At 47.8% G+C, this 26,807-nt stretch carries 19 protein-coding genes; 7 read left to right on the top strand and 12 right to left on the bottom strand.

The window, feature by feature from the left end; all coding sequences use genetic code 11:
• Positions 1-8 precede the first annotated feature (8 nt).
• From HMPREF1212_RS00945 to HMPREF1212_RS00930, 4 genes are all read left to right on the top strand, one after another.
• Positions 9-1,778, top strand: a complete 1,770-nt coding sequence (locus tag HMPREF1212_RS00945; protein ID WP_046148106.1) for a RagB/SusD family nutrient uptake outer membrane protein — start codon at positions 9-11, stop codon at positions 1,776-1,778.
• A 79-nt stretch (positions 1,779-1,857) separates the two neighbouring features.
• The gene (locus HMPREF1212_RS00940; protein WP_046148105.1) at positions 1,858-3,660 is read left to right on the top strand and encodes an aryl-sulfate sulfotransferase; all 1,803 of its coding nucleotides are present in this window, start codon (positions 1,858-1,860) and stop codon (positions 3,658-3,660) included.
• Positions 3,661-3,669: 9 nt separating this feature from the next.
• Positions 3,670-4,848, top strand: a complete 1,179-nt coding sequence (locus HMPREF1212_RS00935) for a glycoside hydrolase family 130 protein (protein WP_046148104.1) — start codon at positions 3,670-3,672, stop codon at positions 4,846-4,848.
• Between the two features lie 223 nt (positions 4,849-5,071).
• Complete coding sequence (locus HMPREF1212_RS00930) at positions 5,072-5,962, top strand: endonuclease/exonuclease/phosphatase family protein (protein ID WP_046148103.1); 891 nt, start codon at positions 5,072-5,074, stop codon at positions 5,960-5,962.
• Here the strand turns inward: HMPREF1212_RS00930 and HMPREF1212_RS00925 are convergent.
• Together HMPREF1212_RS00925 and HMPREF1212_RS00920 are read right to left on the bottom strand one after the other, a co-directional pair.
• Positions 5,943-6,962, bottom strand: a complete 1,020-nt coding sequence (locus HMPREF1212_RS00925; protein ID WP_028729945.1) for a DUF4249 domain-containing protein — start codon at positions 6,960-6,962, stop codon at positions 5,943-5,945. The genes HMPREF1212_RS00930 and HMPREF1212_RS00925 overlap by 20 nt on opposite strands.
• Before the next feature lie 5 nt (positions 6,963-6,967).
• On the bottom strand, positions 6,968-9,718 hold the full coding sequence (locus tag HMPREF1212_RS00920; protein ID WP_046148102.1) for a TonB-dependent receptor: 2,751 nt from the start codon (positions 9,716-9,718) through the stop codon (positions 6,968-6,970).
• Positions 9,719-10,009: 291 nt separating this feature from the next.
• Between HMPREF1212_RS00920 and HMPREF1212_RS00915 the strand changes: the two genes are divergently transcribed.
• The gene (locus tag HMPREF1212_RS00915; protein ID WP_046148101.1) at positions 10,010-10,492 is read left to right on the top strand and encodes a cold-shock protein; all 483 of its coding nucleotides are present in this window, start codon (positions 10,010-10,012) and stop codon (positions 10,490-10,492) included.
• Between the two features lies 1 nt (position 10,493).
• Here the strand turns inward: HMPREF1212_RS00915 and HMPREF1212_RS00910 are convergent, their stop codons facing one another.
• The 5 genes from HMPREF1212_RS00910 to HMPREF1212_RS00890 form a co-directional block, all read right to left on the bottom strand.
• Entirely contained in the window at positions 10,494-11,546 is a 1,053-nt protein-coding gene (locus HMPREF1212_RS00910) for a DUF4249 domain-containing protein (RefSeq protein WP_046148100.1), read from the bottom strand.
• A 5-nt stretch (positions 11,547-11,551) separates the two neighbouring features.
• Positions 11,552-14,248, bottom strand: a complete 2,697-nt coding sequence (locus tag HMPREF1212_RS00905; protein WP_046148099.1) for a TonB-dependent receptor — start codon at positions 14,246-14,248, stop codon at positions 11,552-11,554.
• Between the two features lie 7 nt (positions 14,249-14,255).
• A complete protein-coding gene (locus tag HMPREF1212_RS00900) occupies positions 14,256-15,101 on the bottom strand; it encodes a FecR family protein (RefSeq protein WP_046148098.1) in 846 nt (281 codons plus the stop codon).
• Positions 15,102-15,104: 3 nt separating this feature from the next.
• Complete coding sequence (locus tag HMPREF1212_RS00895) at positions 15,105-15,809, bottom strand: porin family protein (RefSeq protein ID WP_046148097.1); 705 nt, start codon at positions 15,807-15,809, stop codon at positions 15,105-15,107.
• A gap of 88 nt (positions 15,810-15,897) precedes the next feature.
• Entirely contained in the window at positions 15,898-16,410 is a 513-nt protein-coding gene (locus tag HMPREF1212_RS00890) for an RNA polymerase sigma-70 factor (RefSeq protein ID WP_046148096.1), read from the bottom strand.
• Positions 16,411-16,598: 188 nt separating this feature from the next.
• Here HMPREF1212_RS00890 and HMPREF1212_RS00885 point away from each other — a divergent pair, with 188 nt between their 5' ends.
• On the top strand, positions 16,599-16,907 hold the full coding sequence (locus HMPREF1212_RS00885; RefSeq protein WP_028729952.1) for a nucleotidyltransferase family protein: 309 nt from the start codon (positions 16,599-16,601) through the stop codon (positions 16,905-16,907).
• A complete protein-coding gene (locus tag HMPREF1212_RS00880) occupies positions 16,897-17,244 on the top strand; it encodes a HepT-like ribonuclease domain-containing protein (RefSeq protein ID WP_028729953.1) in 348 nt (115 codons plus the stop codon). The genes HMPREF1212_RS00885 and HMPREF1212_RS00880 overlap by 11 nt, the downstream gene beginning before the upstream one ends.
• A gap of 57 nt (positions 17,245-17,301) precedes the next feature.
• Here HMPREF1212_RS00880 and trpS read toward each other — a convergent pair whose 3' ends face one another.
• The 5 genes from trpS to HMPREF1212_RS00855 form a co-directional block, all read right to left on the bottom strand.
• Positions 17,302-18,357, bottom strand: a complete 1,056-nt coding sequence (gene trpS, locus HMPREF1212_RS00875) for a tryptophan--tRNA ligase (RefSeq protein WP_028729954.1) — start codon at positions 18,355-18,357, stop codon at positions 17,302-17,304.
• A gap of 327 nt (positions 18,358-18,684) precedes the next feature.
• Positions 18,685-21,231 carry a glycoside hydrolase family 95 protein gene (locus HMPREF1212_RS00870; protein ID WP_046148095.1) on the bottom strand — a complete coding sequence of 849 codons (2,547 nt, stop codon included), beginning with the start codon at positions 21,229-21,231 and terminating at the stop codon, positions 18,685-18,687.
• 103 nt (positions 21,232-21,334) lie between these two features.
• Positions 21,335-23,563: an alpha-L-fucosidase gene (locus tag HMPREF1212_RS00865; RefSeq protein WP_046148094.1), complete on the bottom strand. Its 2,229-nt coding sequence runs from the start codon at positions 23,561-23,563 to the stop codon at positions 21,335-21,337.
• A gap of 180 nt (positions 23,564-23,743) precedes the next feature.
• Positions 23,744-25,270 (bottom strand): sulfatase family protein, encoded by a 1,527-nt coding sequence (locus HMPREF1212_RS00860; protein WP_052724897.1) that lies wholly within the window; start codon positions 25,268-25,270, stop codon positions 23,744-23,746.
• Positions 25,271-25,292: 22 nt separating this feature from the next.
• Positions 25,293-26,804 (bottom strand): RagB/SusD family nutrient uptake outer membrane protein, encoded by a 1,512-nt coding sequence (locus tag HMPREF1212_RS00855; protein WP_082099801.1) that lies wholly within the window; start codon positions 26,802-26,804, stop codon positions 25,293-25,295.
• Between the last annotated feature and the right edge of the window lie 3 nt (positions 26,805-26,807).

Below are 26,807 nucleotides of genomic sequence, written 5' to 3'. Positions count from 1 at the left end.
AAAACGATATGAAAATGAATATCAAGAAATATATAGTATCGCTGGCATTGGTTCCAATGCTCATGACTTCCTGCAGCGACAGCTTCCTGAATGAAGTCAACCCCAACAATCAGACCCCTTCGACATTTTGGGTGAATGAAACGAACGTGATGAAAGGTTTGTCTGCCGCCTACAATCCGATACGCCGCATGAGCTGGGGGTATTACGGTGGCTATGAAGGCATCCTGCACTACCAGATGAGAGCCGACGATATGTATCCTACCCGTGGCGAAGAAGCCGGTATCTGGGAAACGCTGGCTTTCACGAACACACCGAACACGGGAAACGGCTGCTGGGAATATATATACAAAGGTATCCAGCTGGCCAACGAGTTCCTGTACAGAGCACCTAATGCAGAGATGGACAAAGCCAAGCTGGATCAGCTTTTAGGCGAGGCTTATTGCCTGCGCGGTTTCTGGTATTTCCGGGTACGCACCGATTTCAATGAAGGCGTACTCCGTACTTTGCCACAAGATGCCGATCCGGAAGCTCACCCGCTATCGACACCGGAAGCTATCCTGGATCAGGCGATTGCCGACTTGAAAGAGGCGAAAAGCCGCCTGCCTAAAACCCGTCCTACCGACGAAGCGGGACGTGTTACCCAGGGCACCGCGATTGCCCTCCTGGGGAAAGCTTATCTCTGGAAAGGCGACTATGCAGCCGCTAAAGCCGAACTAGAAACAATAATGAATGGTTACGGCTACGACCTGATGGCAAATTACGAAGATAACTTCCGCGACGATACCGAGTTCAACCAGGAGTCTGTCTGGGAAATCAACTTCGAAGCTTTCGGCGACTCCGGGGATGCCTGGGGCAGCAGTACGGGCGACAATGCTTTTATGGGTAACGTGATCGGCCATTATTTCGGCCCGACACTGAAAGGTGGAGCCGGAACGGGGCTGAACCAAGGTGGCGGCTGGTATAAAATGCACCCATCCCCCTTCCTGGTCAAACAGTTTATTGCAGAACCCCGCCCTTCAGGCTCCGACAGCAAATGGGACAAACGTCTATATACGACCTGTTTCTTCAAGTATTCCGATTATAACGATACGAAAGCGGATGAGACCTTCTTCGACTCGTTCCCGTTCGATAGCATTTACAAATATACGGTTCTCCCCGAGGGTGACGACAAATACCGGATCAAGAGCGGTATGAGTCCCGCTTATCCCGATATCGAAGGTAAAGAAGGACGCTTCCTGATGAAAAAGCATACACCCTGGTGGAACAAAGCCGGATGTACCATGTACTCGAACAATGCAGGACGTATCACGAATTACCGCATCATGCGTTTCGCAGAAGTCTTATTCCTTCACGCAGAGGCTTGCCTGGAAACCGGCGACAATGCAACCGCGATGAGAGATATCAACCGGATACGCGTTCGTGCCGGCTTGCCGGAAAAACAGTTGGGAGACAAAGGGGCGATCATGGAAGAACTTCGTAACCAGAAGTTGTTGGAGTTTGCCGGCGAGAATGTCCGTTGGGACGATATGATCCGCTGGTACAGTTTCGACGAATTGAAATCGATCATGCAGGCCCGCAAGACGGACACAAAGGTATGGGAGCCGATCTGGGGCAGCGACGGAAGTGGCGGCCAGGTTATCACCGGATACCGGTTTACCGGAGAGATCGTTGATACCCAGAACTTCAGTAACTTCCAGAAAAAGCACATGTATTTCCCGATCCCGCAAAGTGAAGTGGACGCGAACCTGAATCTGGATCAAAAGACAGATTGGCAATAAAAACAGCAAACAAGAGTAAAGACCATGAAAAGGGGCGAACAGTACGCTTTGCCCCTTTTCTTTTGAAAAACACAGGCTTATGAAAACATCCGGCATATATATCTTCTCGCTCTTCTCTTTTATCATGGGCGTCACTGCATGTAGTGACAACGATGAGGTAGATTGCAGGGGCGCGATACAGACCATACAGACACAGTTGCAGGAAAGCGATTTGTTGAAATCCTCGGTAGTCGAAGGAGACAACTATGTACTGAGTTTCGAAACGAAAACCGTAGAACTTCCGGCCAACACCGTTCAAAGCTTGACAACCAATCCTGACGAATGGAAGTCGATACTGACATTCATCGACGGCAGCAGCTACACGATACCGAGCGTAGGCACTTCGATCGACAAGCTGGTCACCAATGTGATTGTCAACCCTTCAGGGTATAACCCGTTATCCGCCTATGCGGTCATGAACCTACCGGCACTGGGGCGTATGAAAATGATTGTCCACAGTAAAGATGGACACCGCACGCCGGACATCGAATATTTCTTCAAGAGCATTGAAAAAGGACAGACTGTGACTATCCTGGGGTTGTACCCGGATTATAAGAATAAGGTCACACTGGTTTACACCGACAAGGACGGGAAAGAGCGTGCCCGCTCTACCATCCATATCCAAACGGAGAAACTTAAAAACCCGAACCTCCCTAAAAAGACAAATGTCGTAACCGCCGATATATCCCGGATGGAACCGGGCATGAACCTGATCAGTTCCCCCGGAGAGTCGGAAGCCGACACAGCCATCCCTTATATGATAGACGCCGACGGGGAGATCCGTTGGACGCTCGACTGGGTGAACCATCCGGAGTTGAACCATATAGACATCGGTTGCGGGTTGTCGCGCATGAAAAGCGGTAACTACCTGCACGGAGACGGCTACAGGGATAAACTGGTAGAGGTAAACACCCTGGGCGAGATCGTGAAAAGCTGGGACTTGCGGGCGATGGGGTATTCTTTCCACCATGACGCCGCTGAGAATGCGGACGGCAAGTTACTGGCCACTGTCAGCAATATATCCGCCAAACTGGCGAATGGGAAAGACATCCGTTACAACGACTATATGATCGAGCTCGATCCGGTAAAAAGCCAGATCACACAGGTTTGGGATTTGGCCGCCATGATCGACTCCTCTCGTTACCAACTGACAGACCCCAGCCTGCCGGGAGCCGCATTCGGACAGACCCAATCCAATTGGGCGCACAACAACGCACTCATCGGGATAGGCAACGATTATCTGGCAACGATCCGTTTCCAGGGAATATGCAAGTTCAACCATGCCGGCGGTGTGAAGTGGATCATTTCACCTCACCAGGGCTGGCGAGATAAATATCAGAACCTGTTGCTGAAACCGTTACACGCCGACGGCAGTCCCATCACCGACCCGGATGTAATCGCCGGAGTAAAAAGCGGGGATGACTTCGACTGGCCCTGGGGAGCACATACCGCCGTCCCGTTACCTAACGGAAATGTCATGGTATTCGATAACGGGTACGGACGCAACTTCGTACTGGCACGCTTCGACGACCAATCGCTTTACAGCCGTGCCGTCGAATATGAGGTTAACGAGGAACAACGTACGGTCAGACAGGTATGGCAGTTCGGCAAGGAAGGCGGCCACAAATATTATGCACCGGCCAGGTCGGGGGTACAGTATCTGCCGCAAACGGGCAACCGCCTGTTCTGCCCCGGCATGGAAAATAACCTGAGCGACGGCAGCACTGGCGGACGTGTCGTAGAAATCGACCCGGCCACCGGGCAAGTGATTTTCGAACTGGAAATATCTTACGCCGTTTATCAACGTGCGAGACGTATCACTTTATATCCGGATAATCTATAAAAACGATCTATGAACACTCTTTTTAAACAAAGACTACATGCGTTGCAGCAACAGCACGAAACATTGTTGCAACGACAAAATACTCCTTTGGAAGATACCAACGGTATTGTTCGCCGATATACATTTCCGGTTGTCACGAACGGTCATATCCCGCTGGAATGGCGGTACGACCTGAACCCGGCAACTAACCCGTTCTGTCTCGAGCGGATCGGCGTGAATGCCTGTATGAACTCCGGCGCGATCAAATGGAACGGTAAATATCTGTTGATGGTGCGGGTGGAAGGCTGGGATCGGAAATCCTTCTTCGCCATTGCCGAAAGTCCGAACGGGGTGGATAACTTCCGATTCTGGGAACGCCCTGTCGATCTACCGGACATCGACCCGGTGGAAACCAACGTATACGATATGCGCCTTACGGCACACGAAGACGGATGGATATATGGTATCTTCTGCAGTGAACGCCATGATCCGGACGCTCCTCCGGGGGATCTGTCCGCCGCTGTGGCAAAGGCCGGGATTGTCCGCACCAAAGATCTGGTCGACTGGGAAAGGTTACCAGATCTGCAGACCAGGAGCCAGCAACGCAACGTTGTCCTGCATCCAGAGTTTGTCTATGGCAAATACGCTTTGTACACCCGTCCGCAGGATGGATTTATCGCAGCAGGCAGCGGTGGTGGCATAGGCTGGGCACTTATAGACGACATGGCTGATGCCCGGGTTCTCTCTGAACTGATTATCGATAAACGCTACTATCATACAATCAAAGAGGTTAAAAATGGGGAAGGTCCGCATCCCATCAAGACGTCCGAAGGCTGGTTGCATCTGGCCCACGGAGTCAGGGCATGTGCCGCCGGGCTTCGTTATGTACTATACCTGTATATGACGGCTCTGGACGACCCCACAAAGGTTATCGCACAGCCCGGCGGCTATTTTTTGGCACCTAAAGGGGATGAACGTGTAGGGGACGTATCCAACGTCTTGTTCTCCAACGGATGGATTGCCGATGAGGATGGAACGGTTTTCATTTATTACGCTTCCTGCGATACACGGATGCATGTAGCGGTTTCTACCGTAGATCTACTGGTGGACTACTGCATGAACACGCCGCAAGACGGCTTACGGTCTGCCGCATCCGTCGCCAGGATTAACGAATTGATCGACCGTAACAAAGAATACAAAGGAGAATGATCCTGTATTGAAATCTGACATTTCTGTTCGAACCGATCGAAAGCCTCTGTTCGACCTGATCGAAGGCCTCTGTTCGAACCGATCGAAAGGAAGCGTTCGAGCCGGTCGAACAGGAGTGTTCGACAGAAACGAAGTCTATCCGAATTATATTCCGATAAACTCCGGTAAAAAGGAATAAGAGTTATTACCTTTACCGGATCAATAAAAAAGGGATCATATTATCATGAAAACATTGAAAGCACTAGGTTTACTTCTTCTGTTATTTTTATTCCCGTTCAAAGGAATCAGCCAGGAAAAGGTTGCCAACACGATAAAAGTTATTTCATACAATATATGGAACGGTTTTGAGAAGGACGCGGCACGGCAGGCTCGTTTCACCGAATGGATGAACGCCCAGCAGCCGGATATCGTTGCTTTGGAGGAACTTGTCGACATCAACGAAAAAGATCTTGCAGCACTTGCCGCCTCTTATGGGCATCCGTATGTAGCCATCGTAAAAGAGGAAGGGTATCCGGTCGGGCTTACTTCCCGCCAGCCGATCAGGGTGGTAAAGAAGCAGGTGGAAGGTTTCTGGCATGGTATGTTGCATGCACAAACGTACGGACTGGATATTATCGTGACACACCTCAGTCCGTTTGAATGGAAATACCGCCTGAAGGAAGCGGAAGCCATCACACACTATATCCGTGAAAACAAGTTGGAGTCGTGTATGGTCATGGGCGATTTCAATGCCTATTCTCCTTTCGATGCCGATGAGGTTGAAACGCACACCCAACTGAAGCAGAATATGCTGGGTTGGGACAAAAGCCACCCCGAATATGGTAATATGCGCGGCGAACGGTTCGATTATTCCGTTTTATCGGAGTTCCTCTCCATCGGTTTCGCCGATCCTGTCAAGATGTTTGTCCCGGCAGCAGAACGTATGTCATATCCTGCCGCCACTTTATACGAATGGCAATGGGGCGATCCGCGTCTGAAGATGCTCGGCGAACGGTTGGATTATATTCTGGTTTCACCTGCATTGGCTCCCAGATGTATTGACGCTACGGTTCATAACGGCAAGGAACTGGAAGGGATTTCGGATCATTATCCGGTTAGTTTGCTTTTGGAATAGCAACCGTAAGGCTATCCACACAGGCTGCCCCCAAGATACCTAATCCACCATCGATATTACAAAATACACGGACAGGTTCTGCCAAACCGATATCGGCCAGGTCATTATTTAGTGAACCGTCATACAAAGATGTCAGTGCGGACAGGTATTTATAATAAGGCTCGGTAATCGTATACAGATACACCCTGACCGAGTCAGGCAAGTACTCTTCCGGCTGGGGAAAGATTGGGTTATGACTATACCATATATTGCTTTCCAGCGTCATTGTATATTCTTTCCCATTAAATAGTTCGTCAGAGAAAGGTCGGCCACCATTTCCTGACAACCAGTCATTCCCCATTACTCTATCCAGAATAGAAATCTTGTTATCGAACACCGGGTCGGAAGAATAATCTATAGATTCACTATGCCAGGTATATCGACCTTTATAGACGGGTGGCTTTTCATAATCTTCATATTCATAATAAGGATATCCTCTGTAAACCATGATAAGATAACAGTTACTAGCGGAAGGTTCATCCCGGAATGTTATTTTATAGCGACTTTGTGTATCTTGACTATTGTAGTCATTTCTAATGAAACTCTCTGCCTTCAAAGAAATCAGATCAGGCTTGAATGGAACTATTTCTTCGGCTACAACACGATTAAATCCTTCTTTCTCCACCTCGATCCTTACCTTATCACCTGAAACCGGAATATAAGACGACACATAATTACCATAAGAATAATAATCGTTTGCATCCATATTTAAGGTCATTTCCTCCTTGAAATGATCGTTTATATACAGGCTCATCCGGGCTTCTAAAAGAAGATTAGGCCTTTTATCCGTGTAAAACCAGGTACGAGACAGAGAAGCCTTCAGTATATCTCCGTTGGAAACAACACTATTCAACACAAGCTTGGGAGTAGGGCGAAGATGCTCGAGATCGACTTCTTTCATACAGGAAGAGGCCAACAACAAGATACACAAGAATAAAACAGGTTTCATATTTACTATCATAATCGTCAGAATTTATACGTGTAAGAGACAGAAGGAATAATAGGCATGATACCAACAGTCTTGAATACAGGAATATAATCGTATCCACTGCTGCTATTCGGATCACGTACTTCCTTGTCTTTCTTATAGATCATAAATGGGTTCATTCGCGAATAAACATTGTAGACACTGATCGTCCAGATCCCCATCCGTCCTTTCTTTTTAGGACGATAAATCTTAATCCCCAGATCAAGACGATGATAAGCCGGCAATTGGTAATTGTTACGCCCTTCATAATAATCGATCGGATCATAGGAGCCTGGGGTATCATAATCATAATAACCATCTCCCGGACGTGGCTTAAGACCTCCACTTGAATCATAATCTTCCAACGATAGGGTCACATGATTGCCTGATGCATACGACCAGGCAGCCGATAGCTCTACTTTCGGAGATATCTTGTGCATCACTACAATATTCAACTTATGGCGGTTGTCGAAACGGGCAGGAAAACGTTTGCTTTGGTTCAACTCCTCAAACTGGCGATCCGACCAGGAAAGGCCGTAACCAATCCATCCAGTCGTACGTCCGGTTTCTTTGCGCACCATAAATTCTGCTCCATATGAACGCCCTTCACCAGCAGTCAACTTATCCTCCCAATCCAGGTAAGAGGGGGTAAATGTATGTCCATCCCTATATTCCAGCAAATTATCCATAGTCTTATAATATCCCTCCACGGAAAAGCTATATGCTTTATTGAGATCATAATAGAAACCGGCAGAAACCTGATCACTGACCAACGGCTTCAACTTCCGCGTAACAGGCATCCAGGCATCGGTAGGCAGACTGATAAAGCTATTGCTTATCAGGTGTACATACTGGTTCATACGTGAGTAAGAAGCTTTAAAACTTAGGTTTTCATCCATCAACCAACGAAGAGACACACGAGGTTCCAACCCTGTATAGGTTTGTCCCTGTACATTGAACAGACTGAAACGCAGACCGGCATTCACACGCACTGCCTCCGACAATGACCAGTCGTCTTCTACAAACACACCTGCTTCGTGTCCCCATAACAGATCGTTGGCATATTCTTTATTGATCTCGGTTGATATCCCTGCACTCTTATTATACGCCACCGAATGATTGTATTCAGGACGGAAACGGTGTACCAGATAATCTCCCCCGAAACGAACATGGTGTGAGGAAGCCGGCAGATAATCAAAAGATGTACGCAATCCCAGATCCATAATACCTGTATTTGTTGTACTTTCATTAAACGAATCATAATAATCTTCTTCTCCTTCATTCCCTGCCACATCGTGTATAGTACTCCTCAGTTTCGAATGATAGCGGGTAAAAACACCGGATACCTTGCCAAACAAACGGTTATTGAACACATATGTCCAACCGGCTGTTGCCATGATATTCCCCCAACGCAAAGAGAGGTCGGTATCATAATTGTAGTTTGTATCACTACCCTCCCACGGAAAATCAGTACTTCCTCCCTTCAATACATCATTCCCGTTATACAGTGTGAAGAACATACGGCTCCGGTCATTAAAGATATGATTTACCTTCAGGTTGAGGTCATGGAAAGCATAACGTGCCCGTGTTTTAATTCCATCTTTTTTATCTATTTTATTAATAATGGCTAGCGCCGGAGCCGAAAGCACATCGAGCCAGGTACGTCGTAGCGCAATATTAAACGAGGTACGATCCTTAATGATCGGCCCCTCAAAATTCAGGTTACCGGAGATCAGGCCGATAGTAGCGCTACCATGATATTCCTTCATATTGCCTTCTTTCATATGCACATCCACCACCGACGAAAGACGTCCTCCGTAACGTGATGGGAAGCCCGACTTGAAAAAGTCCATTCCACTGACTGCCTCCGGATTAAAGGCGGAAAAGATCCCTCCGATATGATTAATCTGGTACACTGGATTACCATCTATCAGGAACAGGTTTTCATCCACATTACCGCCACGCACATACATACCGGCCGTTCCTTCCGTCCCGGCCGACACACCGGGCGTAAGTTGCAATGTTTTTATGATATCCGCCTCACCGAACATAGTAGGTGTCGAACGGATCGTTTGCTGGTTAATCTCCAAAGCTCCCATCTGGGTACTCAACACCGATTGCTTGCTGTTATTGGTTCCCAAAACAACCACTTCCTCCAGGGCGGCAGTAGGTGTAAGTTCGATGGTCAAGACCGTATCTTTCTCCAGTTCAGGGAGATGAAACTGGCGACTGCCATAACCAATATAAGAGGCCAGGATCGTCGCATCACCTCCCGGCAGCGTCAGACTAAAGAATCCGAAATTATTCGAAGCCGTCCCCATCCGGGTGTTGGCTTCATAAACCGAGGCACCGATCAGGGATTCGGCGGACTTAGCATCTCGCACAAAACCGCTGACCGTTACCTGCTTTGGTTTACGCTTCAGGATCACCACGTTTCCTGTCAACTTGTACACTACCGGAAGATTCGCGAATAAACGCTTCAGGCAATCCGGCAATGCTTCATCATCCGCTTTGAAACTGGTTTTCGGAAGCTCTTTCAACAAAGATGATTCATAGGAGAAGGTTACTCCGGTCTGCTTTTGTATCTCGTCGAGAATTTCCCGGACAGGAACCTTCTGCATGTTCATCGTAACCTTCCGTGTTTCATCCGCACCTTTTGTCTGCGCCTGAAGGGCAAACATCGCTAACATCATCATCATTACAACCATTGTAACACGGGCAAACAGTTTTGCAGGGTATACTTTCTTCATCTCATTAATTGTTGATATCTATTTCTTAGACAGGATTTCCGGAAATACCCCTATCGGGCAAGACAAAAATAGCAGAATTATTCGAAAATCCTCCCCACTAATATATGACAACTAGTGTATCTTATTTTTAAATCAGTCCGCAAAGGACGATTCTCCGATTTATTTTCTTATCTTTGTGAGTGAGTTAGAGTTACGTAGTTCTCCTTATTTACACATTATATTAAGCAGGCCTTCCTTTATTATACTCCTTACTCCGAATTAGTATTTATCATATAATAAAATTATAGTTACATGGCAAGATCCCTTTCCGTAGACAAACGTGAGAATGAAAAGAAAAGACTCGCAAAACGAGCAGAGAAACAAAAGAAGAAAGATGAAAAGAAGCTATCCGGCAAGACGAGCAGTTTTGAGGACATGATAGCCTATGTCGATGAAAATGGAGTAATTACATCGACTCCACCAGAGGAGAACCCTCAAAAAGAAGAGATCAAACAGGAAGAGATCATGATCTCGATCCCTAAGAAAGAGAAAGAAGAACCGGTCGTTATGAAAGGTAAAGTAGATTTCTTCAACACCTCGAAAGGATTCGGTTTTATCAAAGAACTGATAAGAGGTGAAAGATACTTTTTCCACGTAAACAATATCCTTTCCGCAGCAATTACCGAAGGGGATATCGTTACATTCGACCTGGAACGCGGCCTGAAAGGGATGAATGCGATCAATATTCGTCTGGAAAACGAATTACCTCCCGTGGAAGATATTCCCGAAGAGTAAACTACCATCCCCAATAAGGTGGTACACTACCGACAGGCATGGTGATGCGACGTGTCGACTTCTGATAGCCGGTCACAACACCGAAGCCGTCGGTTACATTCGAATAACTGGCGGTAGGTTCCAGTTGGCCATTCATATTCGTATCACCCAACAGGATGGAAAAGTTACGGATCACCTTTAAGTAATTATAATAATCTTCCGAGATAGAAAGAAGATGGATATCGTAATGCACAGTGGCAGACAAGGTATCGGTTACAAATGAATAATCAGGATAAAACGAAAAGGCCACTGCATACTCCTTCCCGTTAAACAGGTCATCTGAAAAAATACCCCGGTAAAAACCATCTCTATGATTATCCATTGAAGGAATATCGGGTTGAAAGACCGGATCATCATAAGTCAATGACAACCAATTAAAAAAGGAATTATTATTCACCTCAAAGCGGTCACCGGATATACTGACCCTGTATCCCTTGTCATCAAAAAACTGACTTTTCCACATCACACTATCCCCTTTGTGATATTCATCCAAACGTTCTACAACTAAACGATAATAATTACGTTCGGACGGATTATCACGCAAAGTCAGATAGACATACATATTATAAGTATTAGAATAAAACGCTGTATCGAGTGCAGCTATCTCCGACTTTTGAGGAATCTTTGTCTCGCCCGCTACCGGAGCAAATTCGGGCGCTTCCGCCTCGAACCGAACTTTATCACCGGCCTTTACATAACAACCCGGCAATTTGTACTGTCCTTTATATTCTGTACTATCTTCCGGATTATCGGAACGTTGCATAGTTCCGCGAAACACGTCGTTTACATATACATCTATATTTACATCTTTCTCCGGAAGAAGATACTGCGGAACGCTATCCAACAGGAACCAGCTTTTCGAAAGGAAAGCAGTAACCTCTTGATCGGGTGTGACAGATGCATTCAACACCAATAACGAAGGTACGGGGTCAAGCTTCAACACGACATCCCGTAAACAGGAAGAGCAGAGGAGATGCAACAGCAGCGGCAGTAATATGAATAGTCTTTTCTTCATCTCTTTTAGAATTTATAGGTATAAGATACAGAAGGCAGAAAAAGAAACAGGATGGATTGTTCCAGAAAGATTTCCTGTTTCCCGGTAGTGATGTCCTTATAAGAGGCTTGCTCCACCGTAAACGGATTCGGCCAGCAATACGCATTGCACAGACTGAGGTTCCAGATGCCCATACGTCCTTTCTTCTTATAGCGATAGAAGTTTAGGCCCAGATCCAACCGGTGATACGGTGCCAGTTGATAATTGTTACGGGAACTGGCGGCAGAATCAAATCCACTGCCACCCGGAACTACACCGCTCCCCTGCATAAAACCATGATTAGTTTGCCCTGTTCCTCCCAGATAAAGTTGATCCTTGATCGTGATATAATTACCCGAAGCATACATCCAAGCTGCCGTCAGCTCTACCTTGCGCGATAGTTTGTAGGTAGCCACAACATCTATCTTATGGCGGTTATCATATTTGTAAGGGAAACGACGGCCTTTGTTAACACTGCCGTCCGGGAAAAGGCGATCCGACCAGGATAGTGTATAACCGATCCAGCCGGATAACCGTCCGGTCTTTTTCTGTGCCATAAGCTCTACCCCATAAGCACGTCCATAACCCTCGCCTACCCGTTCTTCCCATTTGGAATAATCGGTTCCCACCAGGAAGCGGTCTTTATATTCGATCAGGTTGTTCATTCGCTTATAATAGCCTTCCACCGAAAAGTTGTACTGTTTATTGAGCTTATAATAAAGTCCGGCAGTATATTGATGTGCACTCATCGGGCGGATGTTGCGGGTTACCGGTACCCAGATATCTGTCGGCTGGCTGATATAACTGTTGGAAAGCAAATGGATATACTGGTTCATCTTCGAATAAGACAGTTTCGCCGACAAGTTGCGGGTCAGCAGATAGCGGGCCGAGAGACGCGGTTGCAATGACTGATAAGTCTGCCCCTGCACATTAAAAAGCGTATATCGTAAGCCGGCATTCACCTTCAGCCGATCTATCACATGCATTTCTTCTTCAGCATATAAAGATACTTCATGTCCATGAACCAACGAATTAGCATATATCATATTCGTTTCCTGCGACTTTACAGAGTCCTGGTACCAGCTTTTCCTTGTATTCTGCTCGGGACGGAAAGTATGGAACAAGTAATCGCCCCCAAACCGTAGACGGTGTTTTTCATTCAAACGATAGTCGAACGAAGCACGAAGGCTCACATCCTCCATTGCCGAGCGGTAATGGCTTTCCTCATTGAACACCTTTTCATTATTAATATTGGAAGACAAGGCATAATCCGCCTTATCCTGCATAATGTGCGAGCGATAACGTGTATATCCCGCTGTAAAGCTGGCAAATAGTTTATTGCTGAACACATGGTTCACTCCCGCGGATCCGATCAGGTTTCCCCAGCGCCAACGGAAATCTTTCCCCAGACGATCGCCATAGCTAAATTCTTCCCCATCAAGGTAGCTGTCGCTTCCCATGTAGAAACTTAGGTAAAGGCGGGTACGGTCGGTGAAAGAATGGTTCACTTTGGCATTCATGTCGAAGAAGTGATAACCACCTTTTAGTTTGTTGTTCCTATCTTTGTTTACCGCTTTCAGGATCGGCCAGGTGAAAAGCTCCATCCAGGTGCGTCTGACGGAGACATTGAATGAGGATTTCCCTTTTATAATAGGGCCTTCGAGGTTTCCCCGTAACGCCAACAGCCCGATAGAGAAGTTGCCATGATACTCGTAACGGTCGCCGTCATTTGTCCTCACATCTACAACCGACGAGAGCCTTCCCCCATATTCGGCAGGAAAGCTCCCTTTGTAAAACGTTGTATTCCTGACGGCATCAGGATTAAAGGCTGAGAAGAAACCGAGCAGGTGATTGGTGTGATAGACCGGGTTCCCATCCAGCAGATAGAGGTTCCCGTCTGAGTTGCCCCCTCTCACATGGAGGCCGGTCATCCCTTCAACCCCTACTGCAACACCGGGCAAGCGTTGCAGGGTTTTCACCACATCCGTCTCCCCCAGCAGGGCAGGCATCGACTTGATGCGTTGGGAGGGTACCTCCACTACCCCGGTGCGTGTGCTTAATACTTCCGAACGGGGATTCAGTCCTTCCACCACGATCTCCCCCAAAGCACCGAGAGCATGTAAAGGTATATCGACCAGCGTGTCACGGGAGAGCTCGAAGGTGACTTCTTTTGCATCATACCCGACAAAGGAGGCACGTAGCGTTACTTTCCCGGGTGGGAGCGTTACACTGTAGAAACCGTAATTATTTGTTGTCGTTCCGCTCTTGGTATTCCGTTCGAATACCGAAGCGTTGATAAGACTTTCGTAGGATACGGAGTCGCGCACGAATCCGCTTATCGTGTAAAGACGCGGCTTACGTTTCAGGATAATGATCTGCCCAGTCATCCGGAAAGTGATCGGAAGGGCATAGAACAGTCTCCTCAGACAATAAGACAGCGATTCGTCCTGCGCTTTAAACGAGACCTTCTGAAATTCGTCCAGCATAGAGGATTCATAGGAGAAGAATATCCCGGTCTGCTTTTCCAGTTCCTGCAGGATCTCCAGCAAGGGAACCTGGCGCTTATTCATCGTAACCGTAGGCGTAGGTTCGACCGGAAGGTCAGCCACGTAAGGCCCCTCTTCGGCTTTTACCTGCGGAAAAAGCATAAGAATTCCTGTCAGTAATATCCATATACGTACCATCGGTCACTTATTTATTGGGATCAGGAGCCAGGCGGGTATCCAGTGTCTGGTTGATAACCAATAAAACATCTTCCAGCGGAAGATCATTGAAAGTGGCCGTCAGTTTCAGATTCGGGGTTTCTGCTTTATTGATTACTTTCACCTGATAGTATTCGTTCAAGTCGCTGATCACCTTTTCGATCGGGGTGTCATTGAAACGCAACTGCCGGGTTTTCCACGACAGGCTGTTGAGGTCTTCTTCTTCAAGTATCGTGATTCCTTTACTTTCCATAGAGTATGAAGCCGACATACCGGCGGTTAATATCACTTTATCCGTCTCACATCCGGTAACACCAAAACTGACTTTACCGGTCATCACATCCACGTCTGTACCGTCCGGTTGCTCGTCTATTTGGAAACTGGTTCCTAACACGGTAACTTCCGTCCGTTCAGTATAAACAGAAAAGGGGCGTGACTCATTGCGCTGCACCTGGAAAAAGGCTTTTCCTTTCATCTCCACTACACGCCTTTCCTTTCCGTAAGCCTTTACATCATATCGTATGGAAGAGTTTCCAGCCATCGAGATCAGCGTACTGTCAGGCAGGTAGACCTCTTTCAGTTGCCCCGGCGCAGTGGTTACGGCCACCCATTCCGGAGAGTTACGATCTGTAATATAATAAGTACTGAATCCAATGAGCAGTAATAATACCGATGCAGCTGCCATCCAGTAGCGGCGGAAAGAGACGGAACGGCGTACCTGATGCTTGCCGGCAAACTGTTGCCAGGCCTTATCAGTATCCAAACGTCCTTCCTCGTAGTGCTTTGCTACAAAACGGATGCGTTGTTCCAGTTTATTGTCCTGCTCGTTGTTCATTTATTATTTTCCTAATTTAAACTTATATCCCACTGTCAGCGAGAGGGTGTTGTAATTGGAGCCTATGCTTCTAAAACCATCACCTTCATCTCCCAGAGAAAGTTCATATCCTGCATTCATCACCCAATTATTCACTTCAATACCGAACGATGTTGTCAATCCCCAATCGAAAGAATTCGTGTTGCTAAAAGGCCGATTATCATACGGATATTCATACCTTCCATAATAGCCATATCCTCCAGTTTCCGTACCTGCTTCAGGTTTTATGGTGGTAATCCCCCATGAATGCCATTCCCAAGGAGTGGATACCGCAACTCCGACGTACATGCCGACTCCCAGATGCATACGTACATTCTTTACTTTCCAGGAGAAATCAGCCATTACAGGCAATTGTAAGAAATGTTGCGTGATACTTCCACCTTCCATTCCATACTCAATTGTACCATCCGGATAGTCCCATCTCGTCGGATAATCGCCTAAAGAATATCCACGGTTAGTATAAAACAACCCGGCTTTAATTCCGATCCAGTCCGGCTTGAACTGGTAACCCAAATTAGCTCCGATCTTTATACCCGGACGCCAACCGCCTGTTCCTACACGCTGCACCGCCGTTATACCGGCTTCCGGTGTTAAACTCCAACCAGACTGTGCTTTCGCTGCCCAACCAATCATCCACACACATACCATCATCAATAAAACTTTTCTCATAATCTTCTCTTTAATTAGATACAAATTAATCATGTTCTATTCCTTAGACAAGAAATCAGAGAAAACCCCTATCCGCCCGGATACTTTTTTATCCAAAAAAGAAAGTATAGATACGTACCGACATCTCCCGCAACGACTTCAACGCCTTGCCCATCTGATTCTCAACCGTTTTGATCGAGATATTCAGTTCCTCTGCTATTTCCTGATACTTCAGTCCGTCGCGTTTGGAAAGTAAAAAGATTTTTTTGCGTTCGGGAGGTAATCCGTCTATCGCGTTCCACAGGCGGGCATCGCGCTCAGAGTTGTAGACCTGCTCTTCTTCCGACAAATCTGCCATATCCGGAAGCTGGTCGGTGGTCTGCATATCGGCAGGCTGTGTAACAAGCGAAAGGGAACGGTTACGTACGGCCTGATACATGTATGACTTCAGATTATCGATCAATATATTGTTGATATTCTTATCCCATACATCGGCAAAAGCCTGTTGAACAATGTCCTCTGCATCATCTAACCGCTCAGTGAATCGGAGCGCAAAAAGGCACAGGGGTTTATACAACTCCTTAAAATACCGTTCGAACTCTCCGCTGGAAATGGTTGCCATACGTTTGTTATCTGTAACTATTCTTTGCAAAGAAAAGCAGTTTTCCTGATAACCCGACTGTTTTTCAGTTTCTTTATCACTTATTTAAGAAATAATGAACTAAAGGATAGTTAATCCGCTATCAAATCCAACACAAATTATTACAAGATTGCTATCTTTGTTGTGATAACAAAAAGACAGGAGGTAGTATGAACCACATTTTACACAATAAATTGGAAGCTCTAAAGGAGCTTTGTCGACGGTATAAGGTAAAAAGCCTTTATGCTTTCGGCTCGGTAAATACACCCCGGTTTACCGAAAAGAGTGACATCGATCTACTGATAGAGTTCGAGCCGGATATTTCTTTTGAAGAATATACCGATAATTATTTTCTTCTGCATAATAAACTAACGGAACTATTTCGAAGGAAAATCGACCTTGTCACCCGTCGTTCACTCTCAAACCCATTCTTTATTGCCGATGTAGAACAGACTAAACAACTTCTTTATGGCACGTAGTATTCAGAAGTATCTATATGATATACAACAATCGATCTTATCGATTGAAGAGTATCTGGGTGAGAAAAGGGATTTCTTTGCCTATGAACAAAACAAATTGTTACGCAGAGCTGTAGAACGGGAACTGGAAATTATCGGTGAAGCAGCAAAACACATATTAGATATGGAACCCGATATCCAGATAGATGATGCCAGAAAGATTGTTGACTTACGTAACTTTGTAATTCACGGCTATGATAAAGTCGATAACGTCATCATCTGGGGAGTAGTTAACAAGAGCCTACCGAAACTGAAAGAACAGGTTGAAGACTTATTAGGAGGCTTTACTATATTATAAAGGCACACAGAATAATCTCTGCGTGCCTTTCTTTTTCTTCTTAAACTATCAACTTTATCAATAAGGACGGAACCCGATGATCTCGCGCACTTCGGCCAGCGTCTTGGCTGCGCTTGCGCTTGCTTTTTCTGCTCCCATGCGGGCTACCTTTTCCATATATTCTTCGTTGGAACGGATATCGAGGATACGTTCACGGATCGGGGCACAGAAGTTGTTGATATCTTCGGCCAACTGCTTCTTCAGGTCGCCATAGCGGATCTCGCAGTTGTTGTATTTCTCGTTGAAGTAATCGTAAGTATCTTTTGTCGATACGATATCCATCATGGCAAAGAGGTTGGCGATCGGTTCGGGCTTCACGCTGTTCGGCTCTGTTGGGCCGGCATCGGTTACTGCCTTCATTACCTTTTTCTTGATCGCCTTTTCGTCATCGATCAGGTAGATCGCGTTTCCTTCGCTCTTACCCATCTTACCGGAACCGTCCAGACCGGGCACTTTCACGGCCTTCTCTGTCAGGTGGAAAGAAGCGGGTTCGGGGAAAAACTCAACCTCATAAGTAGAGTTGAAGCGGCGGGCAAAACGACGCGCCATCTCCATATTCTGCTCCTGGTCTTTTCCAACCGGCACTTTTACAGCCTTATGGATAATGATGTCGGCTGCCATCAAAGTAGGATAAGTCAGCAAGCCGGCATTTACACTATGACGGTTTCCTTCGTTAAAGATCTCTTTTTCCACATCGCCTTCGGCCGTATTTACACGGTCGATATGGAGCATCTGACGTGCCTTATCCTTGAAGGAAGTCGTGCGCATCAGCTCACCGATACCGGCATTCATATTGAGGTAGAGATACAACTCCGCCACTTCACGCACGTCACTCTGTATATAGATCGTTGCCTTTTCCGGATCGATACCGCAGGCCAGATATTCAGCCAGGATTGTTTTCGCACTGTTACGGATGTTTTCCGGGCGCGGATGCGTAGTCAGGGAGTGCCAGTCTGCAATAAAGAAAAAGCAATTATACTCATTCTGCATTTGCAGAAAACTCTTTACTGCTCCGAAGTAATTCCCCAGATGCAAATTACCTGTTGGCCTGATGCCACTTACTACTGTTTCCATTTCTAAATTCTTTATTTATTTCAAACGGCCACAAAGATAGTAAATTTAGAGCACAAAATCCTATCGGAAGAAGGGGTAAATATTCCTGAGTGCCTGACCCGGCTCCGATTATAGCCCGGGAGAAGTTCAGCTCCCCGGCAGCAGATCTTCCCCACCCCTGCAGGGAATAACGGGCGGTCAGGCAGATAATCTTTGTCCGACCCGGGTCGAACAGCTGTTCGACGGAGGTGAGACAGCTGTCTGACGAGTGTCGAACAGCTGTCCCACACTTGTCGGACAATGATTATGTAGGGAACCTATCCACTTTACCCCGGCAGCCGGCGGAAATCAGTTGGCTACCGGTTGCAGTTTGTACGCCAGTCCGGCCACGGTAGCCAGGGAGGCCTCGTAGTATTCCTTCCCGCCAGACATCACCGGGAAAGAGGTAGCGACTTCTTTTTCTCCTTGCTTCACGACAAAAGGGACGGAAGTTCTCACCCGGCAGTCCTGTCCGGCAAGGGAACGGATCGTTGCTTCCGACAGTTTCCCATCCTTCCAGGCCATCGCGATCTCGAAGTTGCCGCGTGCCTTCAGGCCGGAAACGCGGCCTTCGCCCCACACATCCGGCAAGGCGGGCAAGAGCTGGATAAATCCGGCATGGCTCTGCAAAAGCATTTCGGCCACTCCGGCGGTATATCCGAAGTTACCGTCGATCTGGAAAGGCGGATGGGCATCGAGCATGTTCTTGAACAGTCCACCGCCCTTGCGCCCGTTGCCGAAGCCGACGGGATTAAAGAGGTTGGAGACGATTTTATAAGCACGGTTACCGTCGAGCAGGCGAGCCCAACTGTTTATTTTCCAGCCCATCGACCAGCCGGTGGCCTCATCTCCACGGAGATTCAGGGTTTGTTTGACGGCTTCAAACAGGTCGGGGGTAAGATCAGCTGTGATCTGGTTGCCGGGATAAAGGCCATACAGATGGGAGAAATGGCGGTGTTGCGGTTCAGCTTCCTTGAAATCGTACATCCATTCCTGCAACTGTCCGCGTGCGCCGATCCGGTAAGGCAGGAGGCGGGGAAGTTTCTCTTTCAGTTCGGCACGAAGCGGTTCGTCGAGGTCGAGCATTTCAGCCACTTCGAGCGTACGGGTGAAGGTTTCGCGGACGATAGCCATATCCATTGTCGGGCCCATCGTCATGGCACCTTGCTTGCCGTTATCCATGATGAAACGGTTTTCGGGAGAGACACCGACAGGAGTCACCAGATGGCCGTCGCCATCTTCTATCAACCAGTCGGAGAAGAACTCGGCGGCCCCCTTCATCAACGGGTAAGCCATGTTCTTCAGGAAGTCTTTATCTTGCGTAAAGAGGTAATGTTCCCACAGGTGGCTGCACAGCCAACCCTGTACCATCGGCCAGAAAGAGGCGGTCGGTACATTGTCGTTCGGCACAGACTCCCGCCAGATAGAGGTATTATGATGTCCTACCCACCCGCGGCGGTTATACATATTGCGGGCCGTTTCGGCACCCGAGACAGCCAGTTCGTCGATCAGCCGGAAAAGTGGCTCGTGGCATTCGGAGAGGTTGGTGAGCTCGGCCGGCCAGTAATTCATTTCGGCATTGATGTTCATCGTGTAACCGCTATTCCAGGCAGGCACGATGTCTTTGTTCCAGAGTCCCTGCAGGTTCAACGGCTGTCCGCCGGGACGTGAGCCGCTGATCATCAGGTAACGGCCGAACTGGAACAATAAGGCGGCAAGGTCAGGATCGGCCACAGTTTCAAATTGTGTGATACGCTGATCGGTAGGCAACGCTTTTTGTTCGGGCAAAGATGCCAGATGCAAGTCTACCCGGTCGAAGAGCGACTGATAGTCGGCCACATGGCGTTGCTTCAACTGCTTATAATCATAGGCGAGCGCTTTATCTAAAACACCTGCGGCTTTGGCGGACGGATCCACTCCTTCGCGGCTAGGGCTTTTATCGAAACCGTTGAAGCTGGTAGCGAGGCTCAGGACAAAATAGACCTCACCGGTATTATACACATGTACGCCGGTATCGGTTATTTCATAGTCGCCCCCCTTTGGAAAGACAGGCTTCAGCTGGGCTTCAAAGAACATACCCTTCCCTCCGATCTCGTCACCGTAGAGAACCCGCTTATCGAATTTGCGGTTCCCTTTCCCGTCGTACAGTTCAGGGTGTTTGTATTGGTCGCCCCAGGCTTCCATCTGTTCGAAGGTACGGCGTTCGACATATCCCGGAGCTTGTCCGTGCAGCACCAGGCGGTCAGCGCCTTTCGTTTGTCGGGCGGTGGGATGGGGCGAAGTAAAGTTCAGGGAAAAATCGAGCCCGTCGGGAGCATTGCTTTTCAGGTGGACGATGATTACGTCATCGGGATGGGAAGCGAAGACTTCGCGTTCATACCGGATACCGTTCTGCTCGTACACCGTGCGGGTGACAGCCTCCGAGATATTCAGTTCACGTTTATAGCCGGAAACTTCACCGGGTTTATTGTTTTCAATGAACAGGTCGGCAAAGGGCTGGTAATACTGGTGCAAACGGCCCAGCCAGTGTTTGCAGACCAGGTCGGAAGCTTCATCGTATTTCCGGGCTTTCATCAGTCCGACTACTTTATCGAACATCCCGGGAGTGATCTTTATATCTTTGAATACTGTAGAAGGTTCTCCGCTATAAAGCGTGTTTTCGTTCAGTTGCAGCTGCTCCTTGTCTACACCGCCGAACACCATGGCACCGGCGCGACCGTTACCGACAGGAAGGGCTTCGTTCCAGTTTTCAGCAGGTTCGTTATACCATAGAACAAGCGGGTCCTCCTTCTGTGTCTTCGCACACGCAAGACAACAAAAAAATAGGAGAAGAGAAGATAGTAAGCGTATATTCATGATGATTAGGTATTAAATACGGATACAAAGTAAAGGAAAAGTTTCGAGAATAGCACACGGATGACGCGTATTCCGCGTCATCCGTGTGCTATTCAATGTATTATCAAAGCAGGTCTAATTCGGCAATGGCTACGACCTTGCCGTTGGCTGCTATTTCGGTTGCCTCGATACGGACGTAACGGGCGGATACCGGTTTCTTGAAATAATGGTAGCGCTTGGTCGGGTCGTTGATAAGGTTTCCGAACTCAAAGGACTCTACTTCTTTCCAGTTCTTGCCGTCGTCGCTGACCTTCAGGATGCCTTTCGCCATCATTCCTTCCGAGTTGCGGGTCTGCGGGGTGTAGGCAAAGCCATTTAACGTTTCCTTCGTACCGAGGTCGATCGTTATGAATTGCGGCAGGCTGCCTTCTTCCGAACGCCAGAAAGTGGCGGGTTTGGCATCGAATGCGGCTGTAGCGGGGTTGCGTTTGGTTTCGCTGCTTGCTTCCACCAACTTCCAGTTTTGCTTGGTCAGTCCCAGGCGTTCGCTATGCATGGCCCCTTTCTCTCCTTTCAGGACGGCGATGGCTTTCAGTTCGCCACGTTCCATCTTAAAGGGTTCCTTATACTGGGTAGAGCTTTCGGTCGGTTCTTTTCCGTCGGTCGTATAATAGATCTTATAGCCTACGTTCAGATTTCCGGCAGCATTCTGTCCGTGAGGATTCCAACCGAAGTCCTGCAATTTAGGCTCGATCGTAACCAATCCGTTCACATCCTTCCTGAAACTCAACTGGGGCGGACGGGATTTGTAATAATGCGCGGAGATATGGCTGATAGCAGGTGTAAGACGCGATTCGAGCAGGCGTACCCGCAACTTATCCGTCGTTACTTCCGGGAAGCGAAGGATACGTTTGTAACCGATATTGGTCGAAACGACTATTTCTTTCCAGGCGCCGTTTATCCAGGCGTCTACGGCATGTTTCTCCACCCGTTCGCCGTTCGTTGCAACAGCTTCCTGGAGCATGATACGGTTGATCGTCACCGGAGAAGGCGTAGTCACGATAAATTCTTTATGCCCTTCATCCATCATCAGCCAGGTATCGGGTTTGCCGTCCAGTACTTGCTGCGGGCCTTTCGCTCCCTGTAACAGATCTGTTCCGTATGTTTCCTTTATCCGTTTACCGGCTTCTTTCAACGATGCTACATCTGCAGGTGAGAACCGTCCTTCGCGGTTGGGCGGGATATTCAGCAGGAAGGTCGAGTTGCCGCCTACCGCACGTTCGTAGATATCGAATACATCGTCGGCACTTCTAACCTTCTGATGCGTGTCGTCGCGGTAGAACCAGCCCTCACGGATGGAGGTGTTGGTTTCTGCCTGTTGATAGTGGAGGTATTTTGCTTTATACAGTTCGTCACGACCGCCCAGCACAGGGTCTGTCATGTCCGCAAACTGTGTCATCGTATCGGGATCGGCCTGGTAAGGAATCACATTCCATTCGGTCGGCCTCGTTCCCCCGGCTTCATTACCGCACCAGCGTACATCTTCGCGTCCGAAGATAACGGCATTCGGGGCTAACGTACGGATCAGTTTCTTCCAAGCCAGATAGTTATAGGTCTGTCCGCCTTTCCGTTTCGGGTGTGCGCCGTCGAACCAGACTTCGTGGATCGGCCCGTATTCGGTCAGCAATTCAAACAGCTGATTCAGAAAGTATTCGTTATAATCGTCCACCACAAACTCAAACTTCGTCTGGTTGGCAAACGGCCTGCCGGGTACTTCGCGCGGGATCGTCCGTTTGGTGTATTTACTTAGATTACCGTACAGGCCATCCGGACTTTCTATCTGGAACAGATCGGCCGGCGACAAGTAAACGCCCAGCTTCAACCCGTATTTCTGACAGGATGCCGACAATTCTTTCAGGATATCTCCTTTCCCACCTTCAAAGCCGGAAGACATGATGCCGTGCTTCGTATACCGGCTCTGCCACAGAACAAACCCGTCATGATGCTTCACGGTAATGATAACCATTTTCATACCGGCAGCTTTCATGGCTTCGCACCACTGGTCGGTATCGAGTTCCTTCAGATCGAACACCTTCGGGTCTTCCATCCCGTTCCCCCACTCCATCCGTGTAAACGAGTTGGGACCGAAATGGATAAAGGCAATGTATTCATTTTGTAAAGCACTCAACTGGTTCGGAGTGGGAATGACATGCGCGGCTTTCTCAATAATGACCTCGTGGCTGTCGCCGGGCTCGATTTTAATGGTGTTTTGGAAAGAGATACTATTGTCCTGCGCACAAAGGGCAGCAGAGAAAAGCAGACTTCCAAACAAATAAACAATACTATTCCTCATGATTAGCAGATTGATTTGAAGTTAATAAATGAGATACCAAAAATACGCCTTTGTCTGCTGTGTACGAAATATATCCGGTAAAAATTACGCAAACGTTTGCGTAGCACCCTGCGAACAGACAAAAAATATCCCGGATGATCGCGCTGCCATCCGGGATATATAGTAGTTATACGTTACGTTTTATTCCATCCAGCTCAACTGCTTCCAGACTTCAGGCCCGTCGTTCTTCTGCGGAGCACCCGGAGTGCTACGGCCATCCTTTACGTATTTGACCATCAGTTCTTTCAGTTCTTTTACAATCTCGGGATGTTCGGCATATACATTCTTTGTTTCTGCAGGATCATCCTTCATATTATACAGCTGAACCGACGGCAGCGTTTCGATCACCTCATTGTCTTTACCCGGTCTGGGGAAACTCCATCCACCCGAACTTGGCGATAACAACAGCTTCCACTCTCCCCGACGGATCGTGAAGTCACCGTTTATAGAATGATGGACAGTTGCTTCACGAATTGCGTTGCTCTCCTTCTCACTCAGTAACAAAGGCAGAATATTATAACTATCCTCTCCTTCAGAGTCTTTCAATTGATAATCGGCAACAGCAGCAAAAGTGGCAAAGAAGTCGGTCAGGCACACTGTCTGATCCACCACATGAGGCTTTATCTTAGCCGGCCATCTCACGACACAAGGAATACGATGTCCTCCGTCGAACAGGTCAGCCTTATGCCCGCGATAAATATAACTGGGATAATGGCCTTTTGCCTGAAGATCATCGAACTTGGCTTCAGGGCTGCAACCGTTATCCGTACTGAATACGATGATCGTGTTGTCTTCCACCCCGGCTTCCTTTAAGGCATTCATCACCTTACCTACCATATCGTCCACCATCAGGACGAAATCGCCGTAAGGGTTCAATCCCGATTTACCCTGATATTCCTTGATCGGAAGGATCGGGGTATGGGGAGCCGGCAACGGAAGATATAAATAGAAAGGCTTATCACCCTTCGACTTCTCATGAATATAATCCACCGCCTTATCGATCAGATGGGGAAGCGTCTGCTCATGGTCGAAGTCTGCCCCCGTCGGCCCTTTACGCCAGAACCCCATTCCCGTATTGACCGTTTCACGATCTGGCAAAGCGGTTACCTTATCATTTTCCACATACACATAAGGAGCCATATCCAGGGAAGCCGAGATACCATAATAGTAATCGAAGCCACGTGTAGTCGGTCCGTTGCTGATCGGTTGGCTAAAGTCCACACTATCCGGGCCGGCTTCGATATTGTTCCAGTCCCAACCCAGATGCCATTTGCCGATAGCGGCGGTCTGGTATCCACACTCTCCCAGTACATGGGCGATTGTCCGGCGATCCTGCGGAATAAGCGCTTTATCGTACCCGTAGAGTACGCCCGACTTCAGGTCAGACCGCCAGTTATAACGGCCTGTCAGCAAGCTGTACCGCGACGGGGTACTGACGGACGAACTCGAATGGGCATCCGTAAATATCACCCCTTCATTGGCGATCCGGTCGATATTCGTCGTCTTCAGTTTAGAGTTTTCATTCAGGGCCGACACATCCCCATATCCCATATCATCGGCAAAGATGAAAACGATATTGGGTTTCTTAGGATCCTCTGCCTGTCCGGTACAGCCGGAACATAAGACCGATAGCCCTCCAATGGTTAGTAACACATTCTTTCTTTTCATGATATAATAAGTTTATGTTTTATTATTTATACCCCGGATTCTGTTCTCCCAGCTTCGCATTATTTACGAACTCGGTAGATGGCACCGGATACAAGTAATAAGGTTTATTCGTCATCGGATGAGTAATCATCTTATTCTGCGGGAATTTCAACCCCAGATAATCCAACTGAGGCTGCATAACCGACTGCATGACACCCAACCTGTTAAGATCGAAATAACGTTTGCACTCAAACGCCAGTTCAATACGCCTCTCTTTCATGATATACTCCCTGAAAGACTGCTGGCTGGTAACATCCGACCCTTTCAAATCGGCCAGGCCGGCCTGCTTCCTGATCTGATTGACCAAAGAAAACGCTTCTCCTCCGGCAACATATCCTTTCTCATTCAATGCCTCAGCCTTCGCCAGCAAAATCTCGGCATATCGTATTAGAGGATAATTCCAGATACTTTTACCTACCGGATCAGTCGTATTGTAGTATTTGTTTACGTAATACAAGCTACCATCCGGCTGCGATGCATCCACAAAGTTAGCTAAACCATACGTATCTATAATCACACTTTTACGGTTATCATCCGGTCTGTCATTAAATAACTGTACAAATCCGTCGCCCGATGAAGGCCCTCCCCCTTTTCCGTTCAGATTATCATCCGTCGGCAAAATAAGGGCACTACCGCTGGGCGTGGAAGTCGGAGCAAAAAAAGTGCTCAACGAAGAAGTGGTCGATGCAGTAACACCACCATACTGTACTTCCAAAAACGACTGGGAACCATTCTCTGTCGAGCCGTTAAAATTCTTCACATAATCGATCAGTGTACCTTTCCCTATCACCTTATCGGCTGCCGCTATGACTTTGTCCCACTGCTCTATCTCCAGATACACCAGCGCTTTCAACGCATTGACCGAATAAACCGTCGGCCGGCCGTTTTCCGAGCCCGTATCTCCCGAATAAGAAGCAGGTAAAAGACGTTCCGCATCATCCAGGTCTTTCTCGATCTGGTTATATACCTCCTGTATGGAAGCCCTGGGAACCTGCGCATCTTCCAGCAGAACCACCTGATGTTCGAGGATAGGGACACCACCGAACAAACGAACCAGATTGAAGTAGTAATAAGCCCTCATAAACTTGGCTTGCCCTTCAAAATAAGGCCGTTGCTGTTCTGATTTATAATCCGTCACATTCTCCAGATTGTCCAGTACCACATTGGCACGGCCTATTCCCATATAATGTTGCTTCCAAACCGTTGCGGCATAGGAAAAGTCCTGTTCTACGATAAAAAGGTCTGTCTCCAGCTCGTTTCTCCACGTCCAGCCGTCATCACAAGCCAGATCCGTCATACGTTGCATAGTCCCGCTAAACAGAGGTTGCAGAGGTTGGTAGATACCGTTAACGGCAGTCAGCATACCTTGTTCCGTACTTATGAGCTGTTGCAGCTCCGTCGAACCTTTCATCTTCGGTTCCAGAAAATCCGAACATCCCGAAACCAGCAGGATCAAACCCGGAATAAATAGTATAGACATTAGTTTTCTCAACATAGC

Source organism: Parabacteroides sp. HGS0025 (genome assembly GCF_000969845.1).
Taxonomy (GTDB): domain Bacteria; phylum Bacteroidota; class Bacteroidia; order Bacteroidales; family Tannerellaceae; genus Parabacteroides; species Parabacteroides gordonii.
This window is presented reverse-complemented; position numbering and strand designations above follow the sequence as displayed.